Annotated in this window: 17 protein-coding genes and 1 tRNA gene; 8 read left to right on the forward strand and 10 right to left on the reverse strand. The window is 58.9% G+C overall.

The genetic code is table 11. From position 1 onward, the window contains the following. Positions 1–23: 23 nt before the first annotated feature. A complete protein-coding gene (locus AKU94_RS16130; RefSeq protein ID WP_050528285.1) occupies positions 24–494 on the reverse strand; it encodes an outer membrane protein assembly factor BamE in 471 nt (156 codons plus the stop codon). 153 nt (positions 495–647) lie between these two features. On the opposite strand from AKU94_RS16130, the gene AKU94_RS16135 reads away from it, so the two are divergent. The 8 genes from AKU94_RS16135 (at position 648) to AKU94_RS16170 (ending at position 6216) form a co-directional block, all read left to right on the forward strand. After that, a complete protein-coding gene (locus tag AKU94_RS16135; protein WP_050528337.1) occupies positions 648–1277 on the forward strand; it encodes a YceD family protein in 630 nt (209 codons plus the stop codon). Between the two features lie 166 nt (positions 1278–1443). Further along, positions 1444–1650 (forward strand): 50S ribosomal protein L32, encoded by a 207-nt coding sequence (rpmF, locus tag AKU94_RS16140; RefSeq protein ID WP_050528286.1) that lies wholly within the window; start codon positions 1444–1446, stop codon positions 1648–1650. 23 nt (positions 1651–1673) lie between these two features. Continuing rightward, positions 1674–2801, forward strand: coding sequence for a phosphate acyltransferase PlsX (plsX, locus tag AKU94_RS16145; protein ID WP_083445100.1), 1128 nt, complete (start codon positions 1674–1676; stop codon positions 2799–2801). Continuing rightward, positions 2798–3772, forward strand: a complete 975-nt coding sequence (locus AKU94_RS16150) for a beta-ketoacyl-ACP synthase III (RefSeq protein WP_050528287.1) — start codon at positions 2798–2800, stop codon at positions 3770–3772. The genes plsX and AKU94_RS16150 overlap by 4 nt, the downstream gene beginning before the upstream one ends. Before the next feature lie 108 nt (positions 3773–3880). After that, positions 3881–4183: an integration host factor subunit alpha gene (gene ihfA, locus AKU94_RS16155; protein WP_050528288.1), complete on the forward strand. Its 303-nt coding sequence runs from the start codon at positions 3881–3883 to the stop codon at positions 4181–4183. A 16-nt stretch (positions 4184–4199) separates the two neighbouring features. Continuing rightward, complete coding sequence (locus AKU94_RS19370; RefSeq protein ID WP_083445101.1) at positions 4200–4913, forward strand: MerR family transcriptional regulator; 714 nt, start codon at positions 4200–4202, stop codon at positions 4911–4913. Between the two features lie 64 nt (positions 4914–4977). Continuing rightward, positions 4978–5054 (forward strand) — tRNA-Pro (locus AKU94_RS16165). An 82-nt stretch (positions 5055–5136) separates the two neighbouring features. Then, the gene (locus AKU94_RS16170; RefSeq protein ID WP_050528289.1) at positions 5137–6216 is read left to right on the forward strand and encodes a 2'-deoxycytidine 5'-triphosphate deaminase; all 1080 of its coding nucleotides are present in this window, start codon (positions 5137–5139) and stop codon (positions 6214–6216) included. A 43-nt stretch (positions 6217–6259) separates the two neighbouring features. On the opposite strand, the gene scpB is transcribed toward AKU94_RS16170, so the two are convergent. From scpB to AKU94_RS16215, 9 genes are all read right to left on the reverse strand, one after another. Further along, positions 6260–6892, reverse strand: a complete 633-nt coding sequence (gene scpB, locus AKU94_RS16175; RefSeq protein WP_050528290.1) for an SMC-Scp complex subunit ScpB — start codon at positions 6890–6892, stop codon at positions 6260–6262. Further along, a complete protein-coding gene (locus AKU94_RS16180) occupies positions 6889–7680 on the reverse strand; it encodes a segregation and condensation protein A (RefSeq protein WP_050528291.1) in 792 nt (263 codons plus the stop codon). Before AKU94_RS16180 ends, scpB begins: the two co-directional genes overlap by 4 nt. Positions 7681–7683: 3 nt before the next feature. Next, entirely contained in the window at positions 7684–8706 is a 1023-nt protein-coding gene (gene nagZ, locus AKU94_RS16185) for a beta-N-acetylhexosaminidase (RefSeq protein WP_050528292.1), read from the reverse strand. Next, positions 8703–9578 carry an SPOR domain-containing protein gene (locus AKU94_RS16190; RefSeq protein ID WP_050528293.1) on the reverse strand — a complete coding sequence of 292 codons (876 nt, stop codon included), beginning with the start codon at positions 9576–9578 and terminating at the stop codon, positions 8703–8705. The genes nagZ and AKU94_RS16190 overlap by 4 nt, the downstream gene beginning before the upstream one ends. 72 nt (positions 9579–9650) lie before the next feature. Beyond that, positions 9651–11393: an arginine--tRNA ligase gene (gene argS, locus AKU94_RS16195; protein ID WP_050528294.1), complete on the reverse strand. Its 1743-nt coding sequence runs from the start codon at positions 11391–11393 to the stop codon at positions 9651–9653. Positions 11394–11505: 112 nt separating this feature from the next. Continuing rightward, complete coding sequence (locus AKU94_RS16200) at positions 11506–11931, reverse strand: holin family protein (RefSeq protein WP_050528295.1); 426 nt, start codon at positions 11929–11931, stop codon at positions 11506–11508. A gap of 141 nt (positions 11932–12072) precedes the next feature. Next, entirely contained in the window at positions 12073–12516 is a 444-nt protein-coding gene (ccmE, locus tag AKU94_RS16205; RefSeq protein WP_050528296.1) for a cytochrome c maturation protein CcmE, read from the reverse strand. 82 nt (positions 12517–12598) lie between these two features. Further along, a complete protein-coding gene (gene murI / locus AKU94_RS16210) occupies positions 12599–13411 on the reverse strand; it encodes a glutamate racemase (RefSeq protein WP_050528297.1) in 813 nt (270 codons plus the stop codon). Between the two features lie 75 nt (positions 13412–13486). Then, a complete protein-coding gene (locus AKU94_RS16215; protein WP_050528298.1) occupies positions 13487–16882 on the reverse strand; it encodes an indolepyruvate ferredoxin oxidoreductase family protein in 3396 nt (1131 codons plus the stop codon). Between the last annotated feature and the right edge of the window lie 21 nt (positions 16883–16903).

The raw sequence follows: 16903 nt of genomic DNA on the forward strand, positions 1-16903 counted from the left end.
TTGTTCAATATCCGGCTGTGGGTTTACTCACCCAGGAAATCACCGGCCTGCACACGGCCTACGTTGCTAAAGAGCTGACGCAAGAAGCTGATCCCTTTGATATTTGTCTCGGTCACACGGCGCGACAAGGGCACCACACGCCCTTCGGCCAGGCCAAAGCGTTCGACATTCTCAACGATACCGCTTTGGTTGAAGCTGATCGCAACGACCTGCCGGTCAATCTCCTCGGGCTTCATAGGACCGACATGTTTGAACCTGCTTTGAACGTAGTACCAACCGCTGTCATCCAGCAGCCCCGCAGCAGAAGGGCGGCCAACCATCTCGGCCACATCCTCACGGCTTGAGGCACCGACCTGAACCGACTCCAGTTCGGCATCCATCGGCACATAACCATGATCGCGGTAAATCGCGGAACAGGCAGACAGCACCAGAATCGATCCCGCCATGAGCAACCCGTTTAGCCGCGCCTTCACCTTGCTTGCCTGCACTTCCATCGCACCCTCTTGCCTATAGGGGCGAAGCCCCGTATCCCGATCCGGAATTCCGGCGTTCCCCTTGGCTTACAGAAGGATGGGCTTTTGTTCAAGAAAGGAACGCAACCTGCCGGCGGCTTTGCCCCCCTGACATGGTAAACCGAAAGAGACATGATGACACAAAACAATGACAAGCGCCCCGATTCCCGGCCCGACTACCGGATTGCCCCGATCCCGTTTAGCGAAGAACTGCGCGTGGCGGGCCTGTCCAATCGCAAGCCGAACCGTTTCGATCTGGCACCGGATGCCGCGATGCGGGCGCAGATCGCGCAATACCTCGGGATCAACGCCATCGCCAAGCTGCGCCTGACCGGTGAGATCCGGCCAAAAGGGCGGCATGATTTCACCTTGCATGCAATGCTGGAGGCAAGCGCCGAACAGGCCTGTTCCATCACCCTTGCCCCTGTCGTCACCGAGATCAAGGAAGAGGTGCTGCGCGTCTTTCTAGCCGACTGGAAAGAGACCGAGGGCGAAGAGATGCAAATGCCCGAAGATGACAGCATGGAGGCTTTGGGCGAGGTGATCGATCTGGGCCATGTCACGGTTGAGGCGCTCTCGCTTGCCCTGCCCGCTTTTCCCCGCGCGCCGGGTGCCGTTCTTGAGGATGCGCAATTCGCAGCCCCCGGCACAACACCCCTGCGCGACGGCGATCTTAAACCTTTTGCCGGGCTTGCGGGGCTGAAAGCCAAGCTGGAGCAGGGCAAAGAGCCCGATAATGACGATGACGACGAAAACGAAGCTTGAGCCTGCCTGCATGGCATGACAAGAAAGGACTTGCGCGCGGACAGAATCGCAGTATGTTCCGCGCTTCGAGATATTGAGAGTGGTTCACGCACACCCAACACTTTGGGACAGTGCCAGATCCCCAAAGAAAATCAGGGCATTGCCCTCTAAAGACCGAGGTTGTGACATGGCTGTCCAGCAGAACAAAGTTACCAAATCCCGTCGCAACATGCGCCGTTCCCACGACGCATTGGTCGCGGCAAACCCTGCCGAATGCGCAAACTGCGGTGAGTTGAAGCGCCCTCACCATGTTTGTGGTGCCTGTGGCCATTACGATGCACGCGAAGTCGTCGCATCGGCCGAAGAGATCGATCTGGACGAGGACGCGGCGTAAGCCGTCTGTCATTGTTCTGAGGCATGACGATTAGCCCCGACATCCCGGCAGAGGCCGAACAGGGTCCTGACGGGCAGACTGCGGGGCAAATTGTTATTTCCGTTGACGCCATGGGCGGTGACCGCGGTCCCGCCTCTGTTGTCGCGGGCCTTGTCCTTTCGGCACATAAAAATCCACGCATCGCGTTCATCCTGCATGGGGATGAGGCGGTTCTGGCACCTTTGGTCGCCAAACACCCCGAGCTTTCGGGGCGCTGTGTGTTGCGCCACGCCGCACGAATCATCTCGATGGAAGACAAGCCCAGTCAGGCAATGCGTAACGGTCAAGGCACCTCTATGTGGTCTTGTATCGAAAGCGTGAAGCAGGGCGAGGCAACCGTGGCGGTGTCTTGCGGCAATACCGGCGCGCTGATGGCCATTTCCATGGTCCGGCTGCGCAAACTTCCTGGCGTAAACCGGCCTGCGATCGCCTGCCTTTGGCCGTCCCGCAATGCGGGCGGGTTCAATGTGATGCTGGATGTCGGCGCCGATGTCAAAGCTGACCCCGAAGATCTTGTACAATTTGCCACGATGGGCGCATCTTATGCCCGCAACGGGTTGAACCTGATGCGGCCGCGCGTAGGCTTGCTCAATGTCGGGACCGAGGAAAACAAAGGCCGGCCAGAGCTTAAACAAGCCTATGAGATGATGCCCGCGGTGGCGGCTGTTGGCGATTTCGATTTTGTCGGCTTTGTTGAGGGCGGCGACATTCCCGGCGAGCGCGTGGATGTTATCGTAACCGACGGCTTCAGCGGCAATGTCGCGCTAAAGACCGGTGAGGGTACGGCCAAGCTGCTTGCAGATTTCATGCGCGAAGCCTTTACTGGCAGTTTTCTGACAAAAATCGCTGCGGTTTTTGCCATCGGTGCGCTGCGGCGTTTGCAAAAACGGATGGACCCGCGCCGCGTGAACGGTGGCGTTTTTCTGGGCCTGAATGGCACCGTCGTAAAATCCCACGGATCGGCAGATGCAACCGGTGTATCGGCTGCAATCAAACTGGCCTTCGATCTTGCCAAATCAGGTTTCAACGAAAGACTTGCCGCACGCGTTGCATCTGCAGGGCAGGCAAGGCAGGATGAGGCCCGAGACCTTGGTGAGAGTGGGGACATATGACGTTAAGAGCCGTTGTAAAAGGCGTCGGGCATTATTTGCCGGAACGCGTGGTTCCCAATTCGGAATTTGAGGCAACGCTGGCAACATCCGACGAATGGATCCGCACCCGCTCGGGGATAGAGCGCCGCCACTTTGCCGCCGAGGGGGAAACCACCTCTGATATGGCGCATAAGGCGGCGGTCAAGGCGCTGGAACACGCCGGGCTGTCGGTGGATGATATTGATGCGATTATCCTTGCCACCTCTACGCCCGATCTGACTTTCCCTTCTGTCGCCACGATGGTGCAGGGCAAACTGGGCATGAACCACGGGTTCGCCTTTGATGTGCAGGCGGTCTGTGCGGGGTTTGTCTTTGCCCTCACGACGGCGAATGCGATGATCCTATCGGGCCAGGCACAGCGCATTCTGGTGATCGGGGCCGAGACCTTTAGCCGGATCATGGATTGGTCGGATCGCTCCACCTGTGTGCTGTTTGGCGATGGTGCCGGCGCGTTGGTTCTTGCGGCCGAGGAAGGAACCGGAAAGGTTTCTGACCGTGGCGTTTTGTCATCCGATCTGAACTCCGACGGGCGCTACCGCGAGATGCTCTATGTCGACGGCGGAGTTTCGACCACAGGCGAATCGGGCAAGCTGCGGATGCAGGGCAATCAGCTTTTTCGCCAAGCCGTTGAAAAGCTTGCATCAACCGCCGAAACCGCGCTTGCCAAAATCGGGCTAAGCGGACAGGATGTTGATTGGATCGTCCCCCATCAGGCCAATCTGCGCATCATCGCCGCCACCGCCGCGCGCATGGATGTGCCTATGGAGCGCGTTGTGGTGACCTTGCAGGACCATGGCAATACTTCTGCGGCCTCTATCCCGCTTGCGCTTTCGGTCGGGCATCAGCGCGGCCAGATCAAGACAGGCGATTTGCTGGTGGTTGAGGCGATCGGCGGCGGTCTCGCGTGGGGATCGGCAGTTCTGCGCTGGTAATCCGCTTGTTTACACGAATGTAGCCTGCAACTGCACCGCACAAGCCTTTGATATTGACTTGGCTTTTTAAAACACGCATCCTTTTTGCAAAACTTCGGGGGATGTGTCATGACTGAAAAAACTCTAACGCGTATGGACCTGAGCGAGGCCGTGTTTCGTGAGGTTGGCCTGTCGCGCAACGAATCTGCCAGTCTGGTTGAAAGCGTGTTGCTTCATATCTCGGACGCATTGGCCGCAGGTGAGACCGTAAAAATCTCTTCGTTCGGGACATTCTCGATTCGTGACAAGACGGCCCGCATTGGCCGCAACCCCAAAACCGGGGATGAGGTGCCAATCAGCCCCCGCCGCGTCTTGACCTTCCGCCCTTCGCATCTGATGAAAGATCGCGTTGCGGCCGGTGGCAAGATCTGAATCCTAAGGAAGACCGATGACGAAATCGCCGGATGCCTTTCGCACAATCAGCGAAGTGGCCGAAATATTGGAAACCCCCGCGCATGTCTTGCGTTTTTGGGAAAGCCGCTTTCCACAGATCAAGCCGGTCAAACGTGCCGGGGGACGGCGCTATTACCGCCCCGAGGATTTGGCGCTTTTGTCAGGCATTCGTCGGTTGCTCCATGACGAGGGGCTGACGATTCGCGGGGTTCAGAAGGTGCTTCGGGAACAAGGTGTGCGCTATGTCTCCGGCATCGCTGAGGATGAGGAAGCCGATTTCCTTGCCGATGTTATCGATGCAACGCCGGTTAAATCCTCGGCGCCGATCCCCTTGTTTCCGCAACCGGCTGAAACAGCCCCGGAAACTATGCAGGACCCCGCGCCAGAGCCTACAGTGGTGAAAGAGGCATCAAGCGCCCCCGAGCTTCCCTTCCCCGAGCCGCTAAGACCGGCAGCCGCCGACAGCAAGGCCGCGGAGGCTACGCAAGCCTCACAAGAAATTGAGGTCACCGCAAAAGACACGCCACGCCCCCTGCCCCCACCCTTTCCAGAAACGGCAGAGATCCACACCCACTGGCTTGCCACAGATCTTCGCAGGGTGCGTAAAGATGCCTTTGTCGGGAAAACAGCAGAAGCGGCGGCAATTTTTCAACGGTTGAAGGCCTTACGCAATCGTGTTGGTGATCTCGGTCGCGTGCCACGACGCTAATTTCAACAAAATGGTGTTTTCGTGCTTGCCCCTGCCCTAAATATCACTATGAAAGCCACTGTATCGGGCTATGGCGCAGCATGGTAGCGCGTCCGTCTGGGGGACGGAAGGTCGTGAGTTCGAATCTCGCTAGCCCGACCATTCTCGAATACCGCCCGCCCTGTTCCAGACAGGCGCGGGCGGTTTCGTATCCGGCATAGGCAGGCGCGCAAAGGAGTTGATGATGACCGGAGTTCTACCCTCACAAAGCCTGCTCGGCCTGATCGATACGGGCGCAATCTCTGCCAGCCCCGCCCTGCAACAAGATCAAATTCAACCCGCCAGCCTCGATTTGCGTTTGGGCATGGTCGCTTACCGGGTGCGCGCCTCTTTTCTTGCAGGGCATGGCCGCACCGTGGCTGAACGGATCGCTGAATTCGAGATGCACCGCGTTGATTTATCGGGGGGGGCGGTGCTGGAAAAGGGCTGCGTCTATGTCATCCCCTTGATGGAACATCTGGCCCTGCCTGCGGATCTGACGGCGGTGGCCAACGCCAAATCCTCAACCGGGCGGCTGGATCTTTTGACGCGGACCATCACCGATGGCGGGGTCGAGTTTGACCGCATCGCACCCGGATATAAAGGCCCGCTTTATGCCGAGGTCTGCCCGCGCAGCTTTTCCGTTTTGGTTCGCCCCGGCATGCGCCTGAACCAGATCCGCTTTCGCGCGGGCCAAGCCGTTCTGGATGATAGCGCGCTTTCGGCCCTGCATCAGGCCTCTCCCCTGGTGTCGGGGCCTGCGATGATTTCCGAAGGGCTTGGCTTTTCGGTTGATTTGCAGGCGGGTACGGATGATCTGGTCGGCTTTCGCGCCAAGCCACATACCGGTGTGATCGATCTGGACCGGATTGGCCATTACCCCGCCCGCGATTTCTGGGAGGATGTGCGCAGTCGCGATGGCCATATCATCCTTGATCCCGGCGCGTTCTATATCCTCGTCAGCCGCGAAGCCGTAACCATCCCGCCCGATTACGCCGCCGAGATGGCCCCCTATCTTGCCATGGTGGGGGAGTTTCGTGTGCATTACGCCGGCTTCTTTGATCCCGGTTTCGGCTGGGCAGAGGCGGGCGGTGCAGGATCACGCGGCGTGCTGGAGGTACGCTGTCACGAGGCACCCTTTGTGCTGGAGCATGGGCAGGTCGTCGGGCGTCTGGTCTATGAGCGGATGGCGGCACGACCGCAAGCGCTCTATGGCAGCGGCATCGCCTCCAACTATCAGGGCCAGGGGCTTAAGCTCTCAAAACATTTTCAGATGCCCGCCTGATCGCCCCCAACAGTCCAAGCGCAGGGTGATCTCCTGCATTGGCTCAATCCTCGAATAACTCGCTTTGCCCCTCGGGGGTGTCCTCATCTTCATCCTGCACCGGGGATGTGACGAAACCGGGGCGATTGTCGAGCAATCCGGCGGCGCGCAGCTCCTTGAGCCCCGGCAGGTCACGCGCGGATTCAAGCCCGAAGTGATCGAGGAACTGTTCTGTTACCACGAATGTCACCGGGCGGCCCGGCGTCATCCGTCTGCGGCCAAAACGCACCCACTCCAGTTCGATCAACTGATCAACCGTACCGCGAGACACGGCCACGCCGCGGATTTCCTCAATCTCGGCGCGGGTGGCGGGTTGGTGATAGGCGATAATCGCAAGGGTTTCGATCGCGGCACGCGAGAGTTTACGCGTCTCTACCCGTTCTTGATACATCAGATGGCCCAGATCGGGGGCGGTGCGAAACGCATAGGCATCACCGACCTTTACCAGATGGACACCGCGCCCCTCATAGCGACGGCGCAGGCTTGCCAAGGCCTCTGCCCCGTCAGTGCCATGCGGCAGCCGCGCAGAGATCTCGGCCAGCGATAAGGGTTCGGCGCTGGCAAACAGGATCGCCTCGACCATGCGCTCTTGCTCGGCCAGTGGCGGGGTTGCGAAAAGGCTGTCGTTCTCGGTCATGGTTGCCCCCCATCACGTTTGCGGACCTGGATCGGTGCGAAGGTCTCTCCCTGCCGGATTTCAAGCTGCCCGCCTTTTGCCAGTTCCAGAATGGCGGCAAAATGCGCAGCGGTGGCCGAACGGCGGCGCGTGGCGCTCGTCTCCCATCCGGTCGGCAGCCAGCTGGTCAAATCTGTCCATTCGCCCGCATAGCCCAGCAGGCCGCGCAGCCGGTCCAATGCCTCCTCCATCGTGAACACATTGTTACGGTCCATGACAAAGGGGCGGAAATCATCGCGGGTCCGAATACGGGAATAGGCCTGCATAAGGTCCATCAGACTGGCGGAATAGTTGATCTGTTTGCGGCGCGTCACATCTTCGGGCAAGCCGCGCACAAAGAAATCCCGCCCCTTTTGATCGCGGGCCATAAGCTGGGCAGCCGCCTCGCGCATCGCTTGCAGACGTTCCAGCTGAAAGGCCAGATGGGCGGCGAGATCTTCGGCGCTGGGGCCTTCATCACTGGGATCAGGGGGCAGCAAAAGACGGGATTTGAGATAGGCAAGCCAAGCCGCCATAACCAGATAATCCGCGGCAAGTTCGATCCGCAAGGCACTGGCTTTGTTGAAGAACATCAGGTACTGCTCGGCCAGTTGCAACACCGAAACCCGGCGCAGATCGACCTTTTGCGTGCGTGACAGGCTGAGCAGTAGGTCAAGCGGGCCTTCAAAACCGTCGACATCGACGATCAAGGCCTCTGCGGCCAAGCGGTTGGCAACGCTTTGCTGTTCCTCTGTCGCGTCCTGCGTCATGCGCTATCCGTTCACAAGACCGGAAAGATCGGCACGCAAGGCCGCGATATCGACTGTTTGCGGCTCAATCCGCAGCGCAAGCGCCGCGTCACAACGGGCGCGCGCGGCGGGTGTCAATACCCCTGCAGCCTCGACCACCTGCGCCATCTCGGCCATATCGCCGTTGCAATGCAGTGCGATATCGACACCCGCGGCAATGGCCGCCGCCGCCCGATCCCCGAGGCTGCCCGCCAGTGCATTCATCGACAGGTCATCCGAAACCAGCAGCCCCTCAAAACCGATCTCACGCCGCATCAATTCCAACATCACGGGAGAGGTCGTCGCCGGATTTTCACCATCAATCGCGTCATAGATGATATGCGCCGTCATCGCGATCGGCAGGTCACGCAATGCGCGGAAGGGGACGAAATCATGGCTCTCCAGCACCTCTCGCGGGGCAGAGACGCGGGGCAAGGCCTTATGGCTGTCAAGATTGGCACGCCCATGGCCTGGCATATGTTTGATCACCGGCAAAACACCGCCCGCCAAATGCCCATCCGCCGCAGCACGCCCCAAAGCGGCCACCAGCGCGGGATCTTCGGCAAAGCAACGGTTGCGCAAAAATGCGTGCGTCTCGGCCGAGGCAACATCAAGACAAGGCGCGCAATTCACATCAATCCCCACGCCGCGCAATTCAGCGGCGATCAAGCGATAGCGCAGCGCCATTGCGCGGCAGGCAGTGGCCTCCTCCTGCCCCGGTTCTGCTGCGGCCATCGCCATTTGCACCATGTCCAGTGGGGCCAGCCATTCCGACCAATGCGGCGCGCGTAACCGCTGCACCCGCCCACCTTCCTGATCGACAAACACCGGCGCATCCCGGCCCACGGCCTCCCGCAACTCAGCCGTCAGACGGCGCAACTGCGCCGGATCCAAGACATTACGAGCAAAAAGGATAAACCCCCAAGGGTCTGCCTTGCGAAAAAACGCCGCTTCCTCGGGCAAAAGAGTGGTGCCCGCACAGCCGAGGACGGTCGCGCCCGTTGTCATCGCACAGCTACAGGGATGCAAGCAGCGCGTTCGGCCACCAAGGCAGAACAGAAACGACGCGAATCTGCCTCATTGTCAAAACCTGCGGCCCGCAGGCGGTAGAATGTGCGCCCGCCACTTTTCGCCGCTTGTACGATACGGGTTTTCCCCGCCAGCAAATCAGCGAACCTTCCAGCGAGACGATCCCATTCCTTGCGCGCAATCTCGACACTGTCAAAGGCGCCAAGCTGTACCAAGCGTGTCCCCGATGCCAGATCTTCTCCGGAAACTTCTGTTACAACGGGGGCACTTGCCAAGGTTACAACATTTGACGGCCGCGCACGCGGGCGTGGCGACTGGGCCAATGCCCCTTTTGGCAACTGGAATGCCGGTTCCGGCGCGACCTCTGTAGGGGTGGCTGTATCGGCAGACAAGGCCACCGATCCCGCAGCAAGCCTGTCAGCCAAAGCGTTGATATCCGTATCGGCGTCTAAGGTTATGCCCTCATCCGCAGGCTGCTCTGCGCCGGTTGCCGCAGCCAATGTGGTGTCATCCTCGGTCAGGCCAACCGGCTCGGGGGCAAGGATCAGACGGTCCGCCGGGGCAGAAATACCACCATCCTCGGCCACAGCATTCACCGAAAGCCCCTGATTGCTGGCTATAACGCCGCCCGGATCCTCAGGTGCCACCCGCATCGGGCCTTCCATTGCACGCACCACCGGAATACCGGTCATATCGCGCACCGCAAGGCGGTAACCCCAATATCCAAGCCCTATAACCAAAGCGATAGAGGTTGCCGCCCCCGCAATGCCAATCAGCCGCGCCGTTCGCGCGCCCATGCCATTCGGGGTGCCAAATTCACCATCGAACCCGTCGAATTCTACGTCTGCCATGCTCTTGCCTCACTGCGGGGGCGTCAGTTGCCCCGCTGTCTTGCCTGTTTCACACCGGCAGGGACGCTTTTGTCAGCGCATTTCCTCAACCGGAGTGACGCCCAAAATAGCGAGACCCGCAGAAATCACAACGCCCGTGGCCCGTGCGAGTGCAATTTTAGACTGAGTTGTTGCAGGATCGTCCTGAATGAAGCGCAAATCCGGCTCATCCTTGGCGCGATTCCACAATCCATGCAGATCCGCAGCAAGATCATAGAGATAGAAGGCAACGCGGTGCGGCTCATTTCCACGGGCGGCAATTTCCACCAGACGCGGCCATTCCGCGATCTTCTTGGCCATGGCAATTTCGGCCGGATGGGACAGCCCGCCCAGATCCAGACCCGCCAGTGTCGCATCCGACACATCGATCCCCGTCGCCTGTGCCTTGCGCATCACCGAGTTGATCCGTGCATTGGCATATTGCACGTAGAACACCGGATTGTCCTTGGATTGCTCCATCACCTTGGCGAAATCGAAATCAAGCGGGGCGTCGTTCTTGCGGGTCAGCATCACAAACCGGGTCACATCGGGGCCGACCTGTTCCACCACATCGCGCAGGGTAACAAAGGTGCCCGCACGTTTGGACATCTTGAAGGGCTCGCCGTCTTTCCAGAGTTTCACCAGCTGAACCAGCTTGATATCCAGCGGCACACGCCCGCCCGAGAGCGCCGAGACCGCCGCCTTCATCCGCTTGACATAACCACCGTGATCGGCACCGAAAATATCGATCAGCTGGTCAAAGCCGCGCTGTACCTTGTTGTAATGATAAGCAATATCGGGCGCGAAATAGGTCCATGCCCCATCCGATTTCATCACCGGACGGTCCACATCATCGCCATGCGCGGTAGAGCGGAACAAGGTCTGCTCACGTGCTTCCCAATCTTCGGGCAGCTTGCCCTTTGGCGGCTCCAGCGTACCTTCATAAATCAGGCCCATCTCGCGCAGGGTGTTGATCGCAGCCTCGATCTGGCCGGTGCCATACAGAGCTTTTTCTGATGAATAGACATCCATCTCAACGCCCAACAGCGCCAGATCATCGCGGATCATCTGCATCATCATCTCGGTCGCGAACAACCGCACATCTTGCAGCCAGACCTCTTCGGGTTGGCCCAAAAGGCTGTCGCCCCATTTGGCCTTCATCGCCTCACCCACCGGAATCAGGTAGTCACCGGGGTAAAGACCTTCGCGGATTTCGGGCTCTTGCCCCAAGGCTTCGCGGTAGCGCTCAAAGGCCGAGCGGGCCAGCACATCAACCTGCGCGCCGCCATCGTTGATGTAATATTCACGGGTCACATCATAGCCCGCAAAGGCCAAAAGCCGTGCCAGCGCATCGCCAAAGACAGCGCCGCGCACATGGCCCACATGCATCGGGCCGGTCGGATTGGCCGAGACAAATTCCACATTGACCTTGATCCCCGCCCCGATCGCGGCACGGCCAAAGGCATCACCGGATTTCAGTGCCGAGGTCAGCAGCCCCGCCCAGACCGAAGGCACCAGTGTCAGGTTCAAGAACCCCGGCCCCGCGACTTGCACATCGGCAATCCGCCCGTCAGCCGCCAGCCGTGCAGCAAGTTTTTCGGCAATCGCGCGCGGCGGCAGCTTGGCAGGTTTTGCCAGAACCATCGCGGCATTGGTGGCCATATCGCCGTGGGTTGCATCGCGCGGTGGCTCGACGGCAACGGCGCCCAGCTCCAGCCCGGCAGGCAGATCGCCCACCGCCATCATTGCCTCAATCTCGCTAATGACCAGCGTGCGAATATCAGAAAAAAGGTTCATCGGTTCCGTCCTTTGGATCCCTGATGGGATGCCAGAGGGGAAGCCCTTGGTCAATGCCCTGCCGCACCTCATGGCAGGGCAGAGCATGTTTTTCATCCAGCAAAAGTGCGGATCAGCCTTTGTCCTGGAGATCCAGCGGTGGCGCGGCCACATCTTGAGGCGGCGCGCCAACCGGCCTCGCACGGCGGAAATAATAGGCCTCACGGGCGCCGAAATAGAAACCGACCACGGCCCCCAAAAGCCACCAAAGCGGGTCTGGCACAAGGTTGAGCCCCACCATCCGCTTACCAAAACTCTCCGGCTCGACCATGGCATAGACAAACAGCCCCAAGGTGCCAAAGGCCAAAAACGGGCGCGGCAAGCGGTTCAACCCGTTGACCATCCGGTCAAACCAGCCAAAGCCGGGATCGGCATAGACCTCCTGCGACCCACCCGACTGCCTGCCCGAGGAGCTAAGCATCTCTGACACACCCCTTGCGGCCTGTCCCAGAATCGACGCAGCAGCCGCCCCGCTAAAAAGACTAGGCATCAGCGCCATACTGCCACCCCGCCGACGCAATCAACGGGCATACCCGAACGGTATATTTTGAGAAATTTCTGCATAATCTTGCCTCCGTGCCGGAGTATATTCCCCGGCATGAGGCTCAGATTGTGTTAGCAACGCTTAACAGCGCGGAAATTAACCGCTCGGTGCCTGATAAACGCCCTGATCTTTCAACGCGTCTATAACCTCTTTGGGCATATAGGTTTCATCATGTTTGGCCAGAATTTCGCTGGCAACAAACACGCCCTCTACCAATTTCCCGGTCCCGATCATCCCCTGATTCTCGGCGAAAAGATCCGGCAAGATACCAGTGAAGGCAACGGGCACCGTCGCAGCCCCATCCGTCACGCGAAAGGTGATGGTCTCGCCCTGTCCGCGGGTAAGTGAATTTTCTTCAACCAATCCCCCCAGACGAAAGGTTTCCGTGGCCGCCGGCGGGTCAGACACCACCTGTGCAGGGGCGCGAAAGAAATTGATTCCATCCCGCATCGCATAGCCAATAAGGCCCGTAGAAAGACCCAGCGCTATAAAAGCCAACAGAATAACTTGAATCCGGCGTTTCTTTTTCAGGCTCTTCATATCGTACCACCACTGTGTATGCGTTCACCCCTAAGCTTACCACATTAGGCGCATCGGGACATGGGGCGTATGGTAGCAGGCTTCAGGCCGCTTCAAAACTAATTTTACGACGCAAGAATTGTGTGGCCTTATTCCCGACCCGCGCCGGATCGCCAGTGGTCAGGAAACGGGAAACCTTTCCGGCCCCGCGCATGCCCGGATGTCGTTCCAGATAATCCGACAGGGCGGCGGCAACCAGATCGGGCTGCGAGAACACTTTCACGCTTGGTCCCAAAACTTCGGCAAAGGTCTTTTCCACCAAGGGGAAATGCGTACAACCAAGAACCGCCGCATCAGGTTGGGGCATCCGTCGCATAAGGGCCTCAACATGTGACCGCACCAGCGCTTCCGCCAGCATTTCATCGCCTTGCTCCAGCGCGTCAACAAGGCCACCGCAGGGCTGTGCCTCGACATCAACACCGATGGCACGGTAGGCAAGCTCGCGCTGAAAAGCGCGGCTGGCCACGGTGGCAGGGGTTGCGAAAAGCGCGATGTGTTTTACATCCACCTCGCGCGGGGGGGAATTGTCGCCCCATTGGCGTTCGGTCACAGCCTCAATCATCGGCACGAAAACACCCAAAACCCGTTTGTCAGCGGGCAACCATGTTTCCTGCATCCGTTTGAGCGCCGCCGCCGAGGCCGTATTGCAGGCCAAAACCACCAGATCACAGCCCTCTTCCCACAGCCGTTCCGTCGCGGCACAGGTCAGATTGAAAATATCCTCAGACGTCCGTGTGCCATAGGGCGCATTCGCGTTATCGCCCAAATATATAAACGCCTGATCCGGCATGCGTTTCACCAGCGCATCCAGCACCGTCAACCCGCCCAGCCCGCTGTCGAAAACCCCAACCGCCATATAATCGCCCTCGTGTCTGGAGTTGATCCAATCCGGCGACCATACGCCTGCGCGTGGCGTTGTGAAAGAGCCGGATTACTCTGCGGCCAGCAAAGGACCATCCACCCCCTTGCGCCAATCGTCAAGCAACTGCGCCCGGGTCGCGGCGGCTTTCACCGCATTTGCATGTTTGACAGGACCAAAGCCACGAATTGTCAGAGGAAGTTCGGCCAATGCATTGGCAATATGTATCTTTTCAGGATCAAAACTGTCAAATATCTCACGCATATCGGCTTCATATTCGGCAATCAGCGCCTGCTCAATACGGCGTTCAGCAGATCGACCAAAGGGATCATACCACTTGCCACGCAGGCGACGCATCCCGACCAACATCCGGAACAAGGGAACAATCCACGGCCCGAAAGCGCGTTTTTTCGGCCGCCCCAAAGCATCGCGCCCCGGCATAAAGGGCGGCGCCAGATGGAACGTCGGCTTCAAATTGCCATCAAACTCGGCGCGCGCTTGGTCCATGCTTTCCAGATGCAACCGCGCAACCTCATATTCATCCTTGATTGCCAACAGCTTATGATACCCTTTTGCCACGCTTCCCCGCAAGGGTTCCGGTGCCTGAGCCAACAAGTTTTCAAACTTGGCAACCCGCCCTGCATCCCCATAAGCGTGAAGATGCGCAAGCCGGAAAGCGATGGGATCAACGGCTTCGGGCGACTGGGGGGCAAGAATTTTGGCAACCTCTTCCGGATGAACCACAGCCCAACGGCCCAAAGAAAACGCCCGTAAATTACGTTCCGGTCCTGCACCATTCAGGGTAATCGCCGCAGTTATCGCCTCCAGTGGCAGCGGAATAAGGCCCCGCTGCCATGCGGCGCCGAAAACCAACATATTGGAATAAATGCTGTCGCCAAGCGTGGCTCTTGCCAGTTCGGTCGAATCAAAGAAGACCACACGATCTTTTAATCGCGCCTCAAGAGACAGCTGCAACCTATCGGAAGGAATGATAAATTCTGTATTTCTCGTGAACTCTCCGGTGATGATCTCGTGGCTATTAACCACAGCCCCCGTGCGCCCCGATGTCATCAGCCCAAGGGTCTTGGCCCCCGCGCTGACCACCAAATCACCGCCGATCACGGCATCGGCCTCACCAACAGCCACGCGGATGGCAGAGATATCGGCCGGGTTTTCCGCAAGACGGCAATGGATATGCACCGCACCGCCCTTTTGCGCCAGCCCCGCCATTTCCATCATACCGGCACCTTTGCCATCGACATGCGCCGCCATCGCCAAGATCGCGCCCACAGTCACCACACCGGTGCCGCCAACGCCAGTGATCACAACGTTATAGGTCCCCTTAATGAGCGGCAGAGCGGGATCCGGCAAATCAGGCAGATCAATCTGCGCCGTCGCGGCCTTTTTGACCTTTGCCCCCTCTAACGTTAGGAAGGACGGGCAAAACCCTGAAACACATGAATAATCCTTGTTACAGGATGATTGATCAATCGCCCGCTTGCGCCCCAATTCGGTTTCTACCGGAACGATTGACACACAGTTCGACTGCACCCCGCAATCGCCGCAGCCTTCGCAGATATCGGTATTGATAAACACCCGCTTGTCCGGATCGGGGAACAGACCCCGCTTGCGCCGACGACGCTTTTCGGCCGCACAGGTCTGGATATAAACAATGACCGACACACCTTTGATCTTGCTAAACTTCTCTTGCACTTCGATGATCGCATCACGTGTGTATTTTTGCACCGAAGACGGAAAGAGTGACAGGTTCACCGCCTCTTTCGGATCATAGACCACTGCGATATTTTCCACACCCATGGCCTGCACCTCTGCGACGATACGGTAGGCGTCGAGATCACCCTCATTATCCTGACCGCCGGTCATGGCAACCGCATCATTATAAAGGATTTTATAGGTGATATTGGTCTTTGCGGCCAAAGCCCCGCGAATGGCAAGGATACCAGAGTGGTTATAGGTGCCATCGCCAAGGTTCTGGAACACATGTTCGGTCTTGGAAAACGGTGCCTCACCAACCCAGGACATGCCCTCGCCGCCCATCTGCGTCAGCCCCGACGTCCCGCGATCCATCCAGAGCGCCATGGTATGACAGCCGATGCCGCCCCCCGCACGCGCCCCCTCCGGCAAAAGCGTAGAGGTGTTATGAGGACAGCCCGAACAGAAATAGGGCAAACGCGCGGCGATATCCTCTGCATTATCGGATTTCGTTACCTGATCAAGACGTTGCAGGGCGTCCTTCAACCTGTCCGTGCCGCGTCCTTCGTCGACAAATATCCCGCCCAGCTTACGCGCGATCATCACCGGATCCAGCGACATCGGCACCGGAAACAGCACCTCAGCCTCAGGCGAACCCTTGCGCCCGCCCCAGACACGCCGCCCGCGCCGGTCATCGAAAATCGATTCCTTGATCTGCACCTCGATCAGCTTGCGCTTCTCCTCGACCACGATGATCAGGTCCAACCCGTCGGCCCAGTCGTGAAAGCTGTGCATATCCAGCGGCCAAGGCTGCCCGACCTTATAGGTGGTGATGCCAAGGCGCTCGGCCTCGGCCTCATCAATTCCCAGCAATGACAGCGCATGAACCAGATCCAGCCAATTCTTGCCCGCCGCCACCAGCCCAATTTTCGCGCCCGGCTTGCCCCAAACCCGGCGGTCCATGCTGTTGGCCCGCGAAAACGCCTCGGCGGCAAAGCGTTTGTGGTTCACCAGGCGCTCTTCTTGCGGCACCCAATGATCGGCAAGACGTATGTTCAGCCCACCTTGCGGCATCATAAAATCGGGCGTCACAAACTGCATCCGATCAAGCCGCGCATCAACCACGCTCGTCGCCTCGACGGTATCTTTCATCAGTTTCAGACCCGTCCAAAGCCCCGAAAACCGTGACAAAGCATAGGCGTACAATCCGTAATCAAGAATTTCCTGCACCCCCGCCGGAGAAAGCACCGGAATAGAGGCATCCACCGCCGCCCATTCCGATTGATGACAGGTGGTGGAGCTTTCGCCCGTATGATCATCGCCCAAGGCCATGATCACGCCGCCATGGCGTGAGGTGCCCGCAAGGTTGGCGTGGCGCATCACATCACCAGAGCGATCCACCCCCGGCCCTTTGCCGTACCAAAGGCCGAACACACCGTCAAAACGGCCCTGCCCGCGCAGCTCTGCCTGCTGAGAACCCCAGATCGCAGTCGCGGCCAGATCCTCATTCAAACCCGGCTGAAAGGTAATGTCGGCGGCCTGCAACAGCTTTTCGGCGCGCATCATCTGCTGGTCCACCGCACCAAGCGGCGACCCGCGATAGCCCGTAACCAAGCCCGCGGTATTCAGCCCTGCGGCCTTGTCGCGCGCCTTTTGCATCAGCATCAATCGGACCAGCGCCTGTGTTCCGTTCATAAGCACCGGCGATTTGGTTAAATCCAGCCGATCATTCAATGAAACTTCATGCTTGCCCATGGCCGTCCTCCCACAATGCTG

It is taken from the genome of Pseudorhodobacter aquimaris (assembly GCF_001202025.1).
GTDB classification, from domain to species: domain Bacteria; phylum Pseudomonadota; class Alphaproteobacteria; order Rhodobacterales; family Rhodobacteraceae; genus Pseudorhodobacter; species Pseudorhodobacter aquimaris.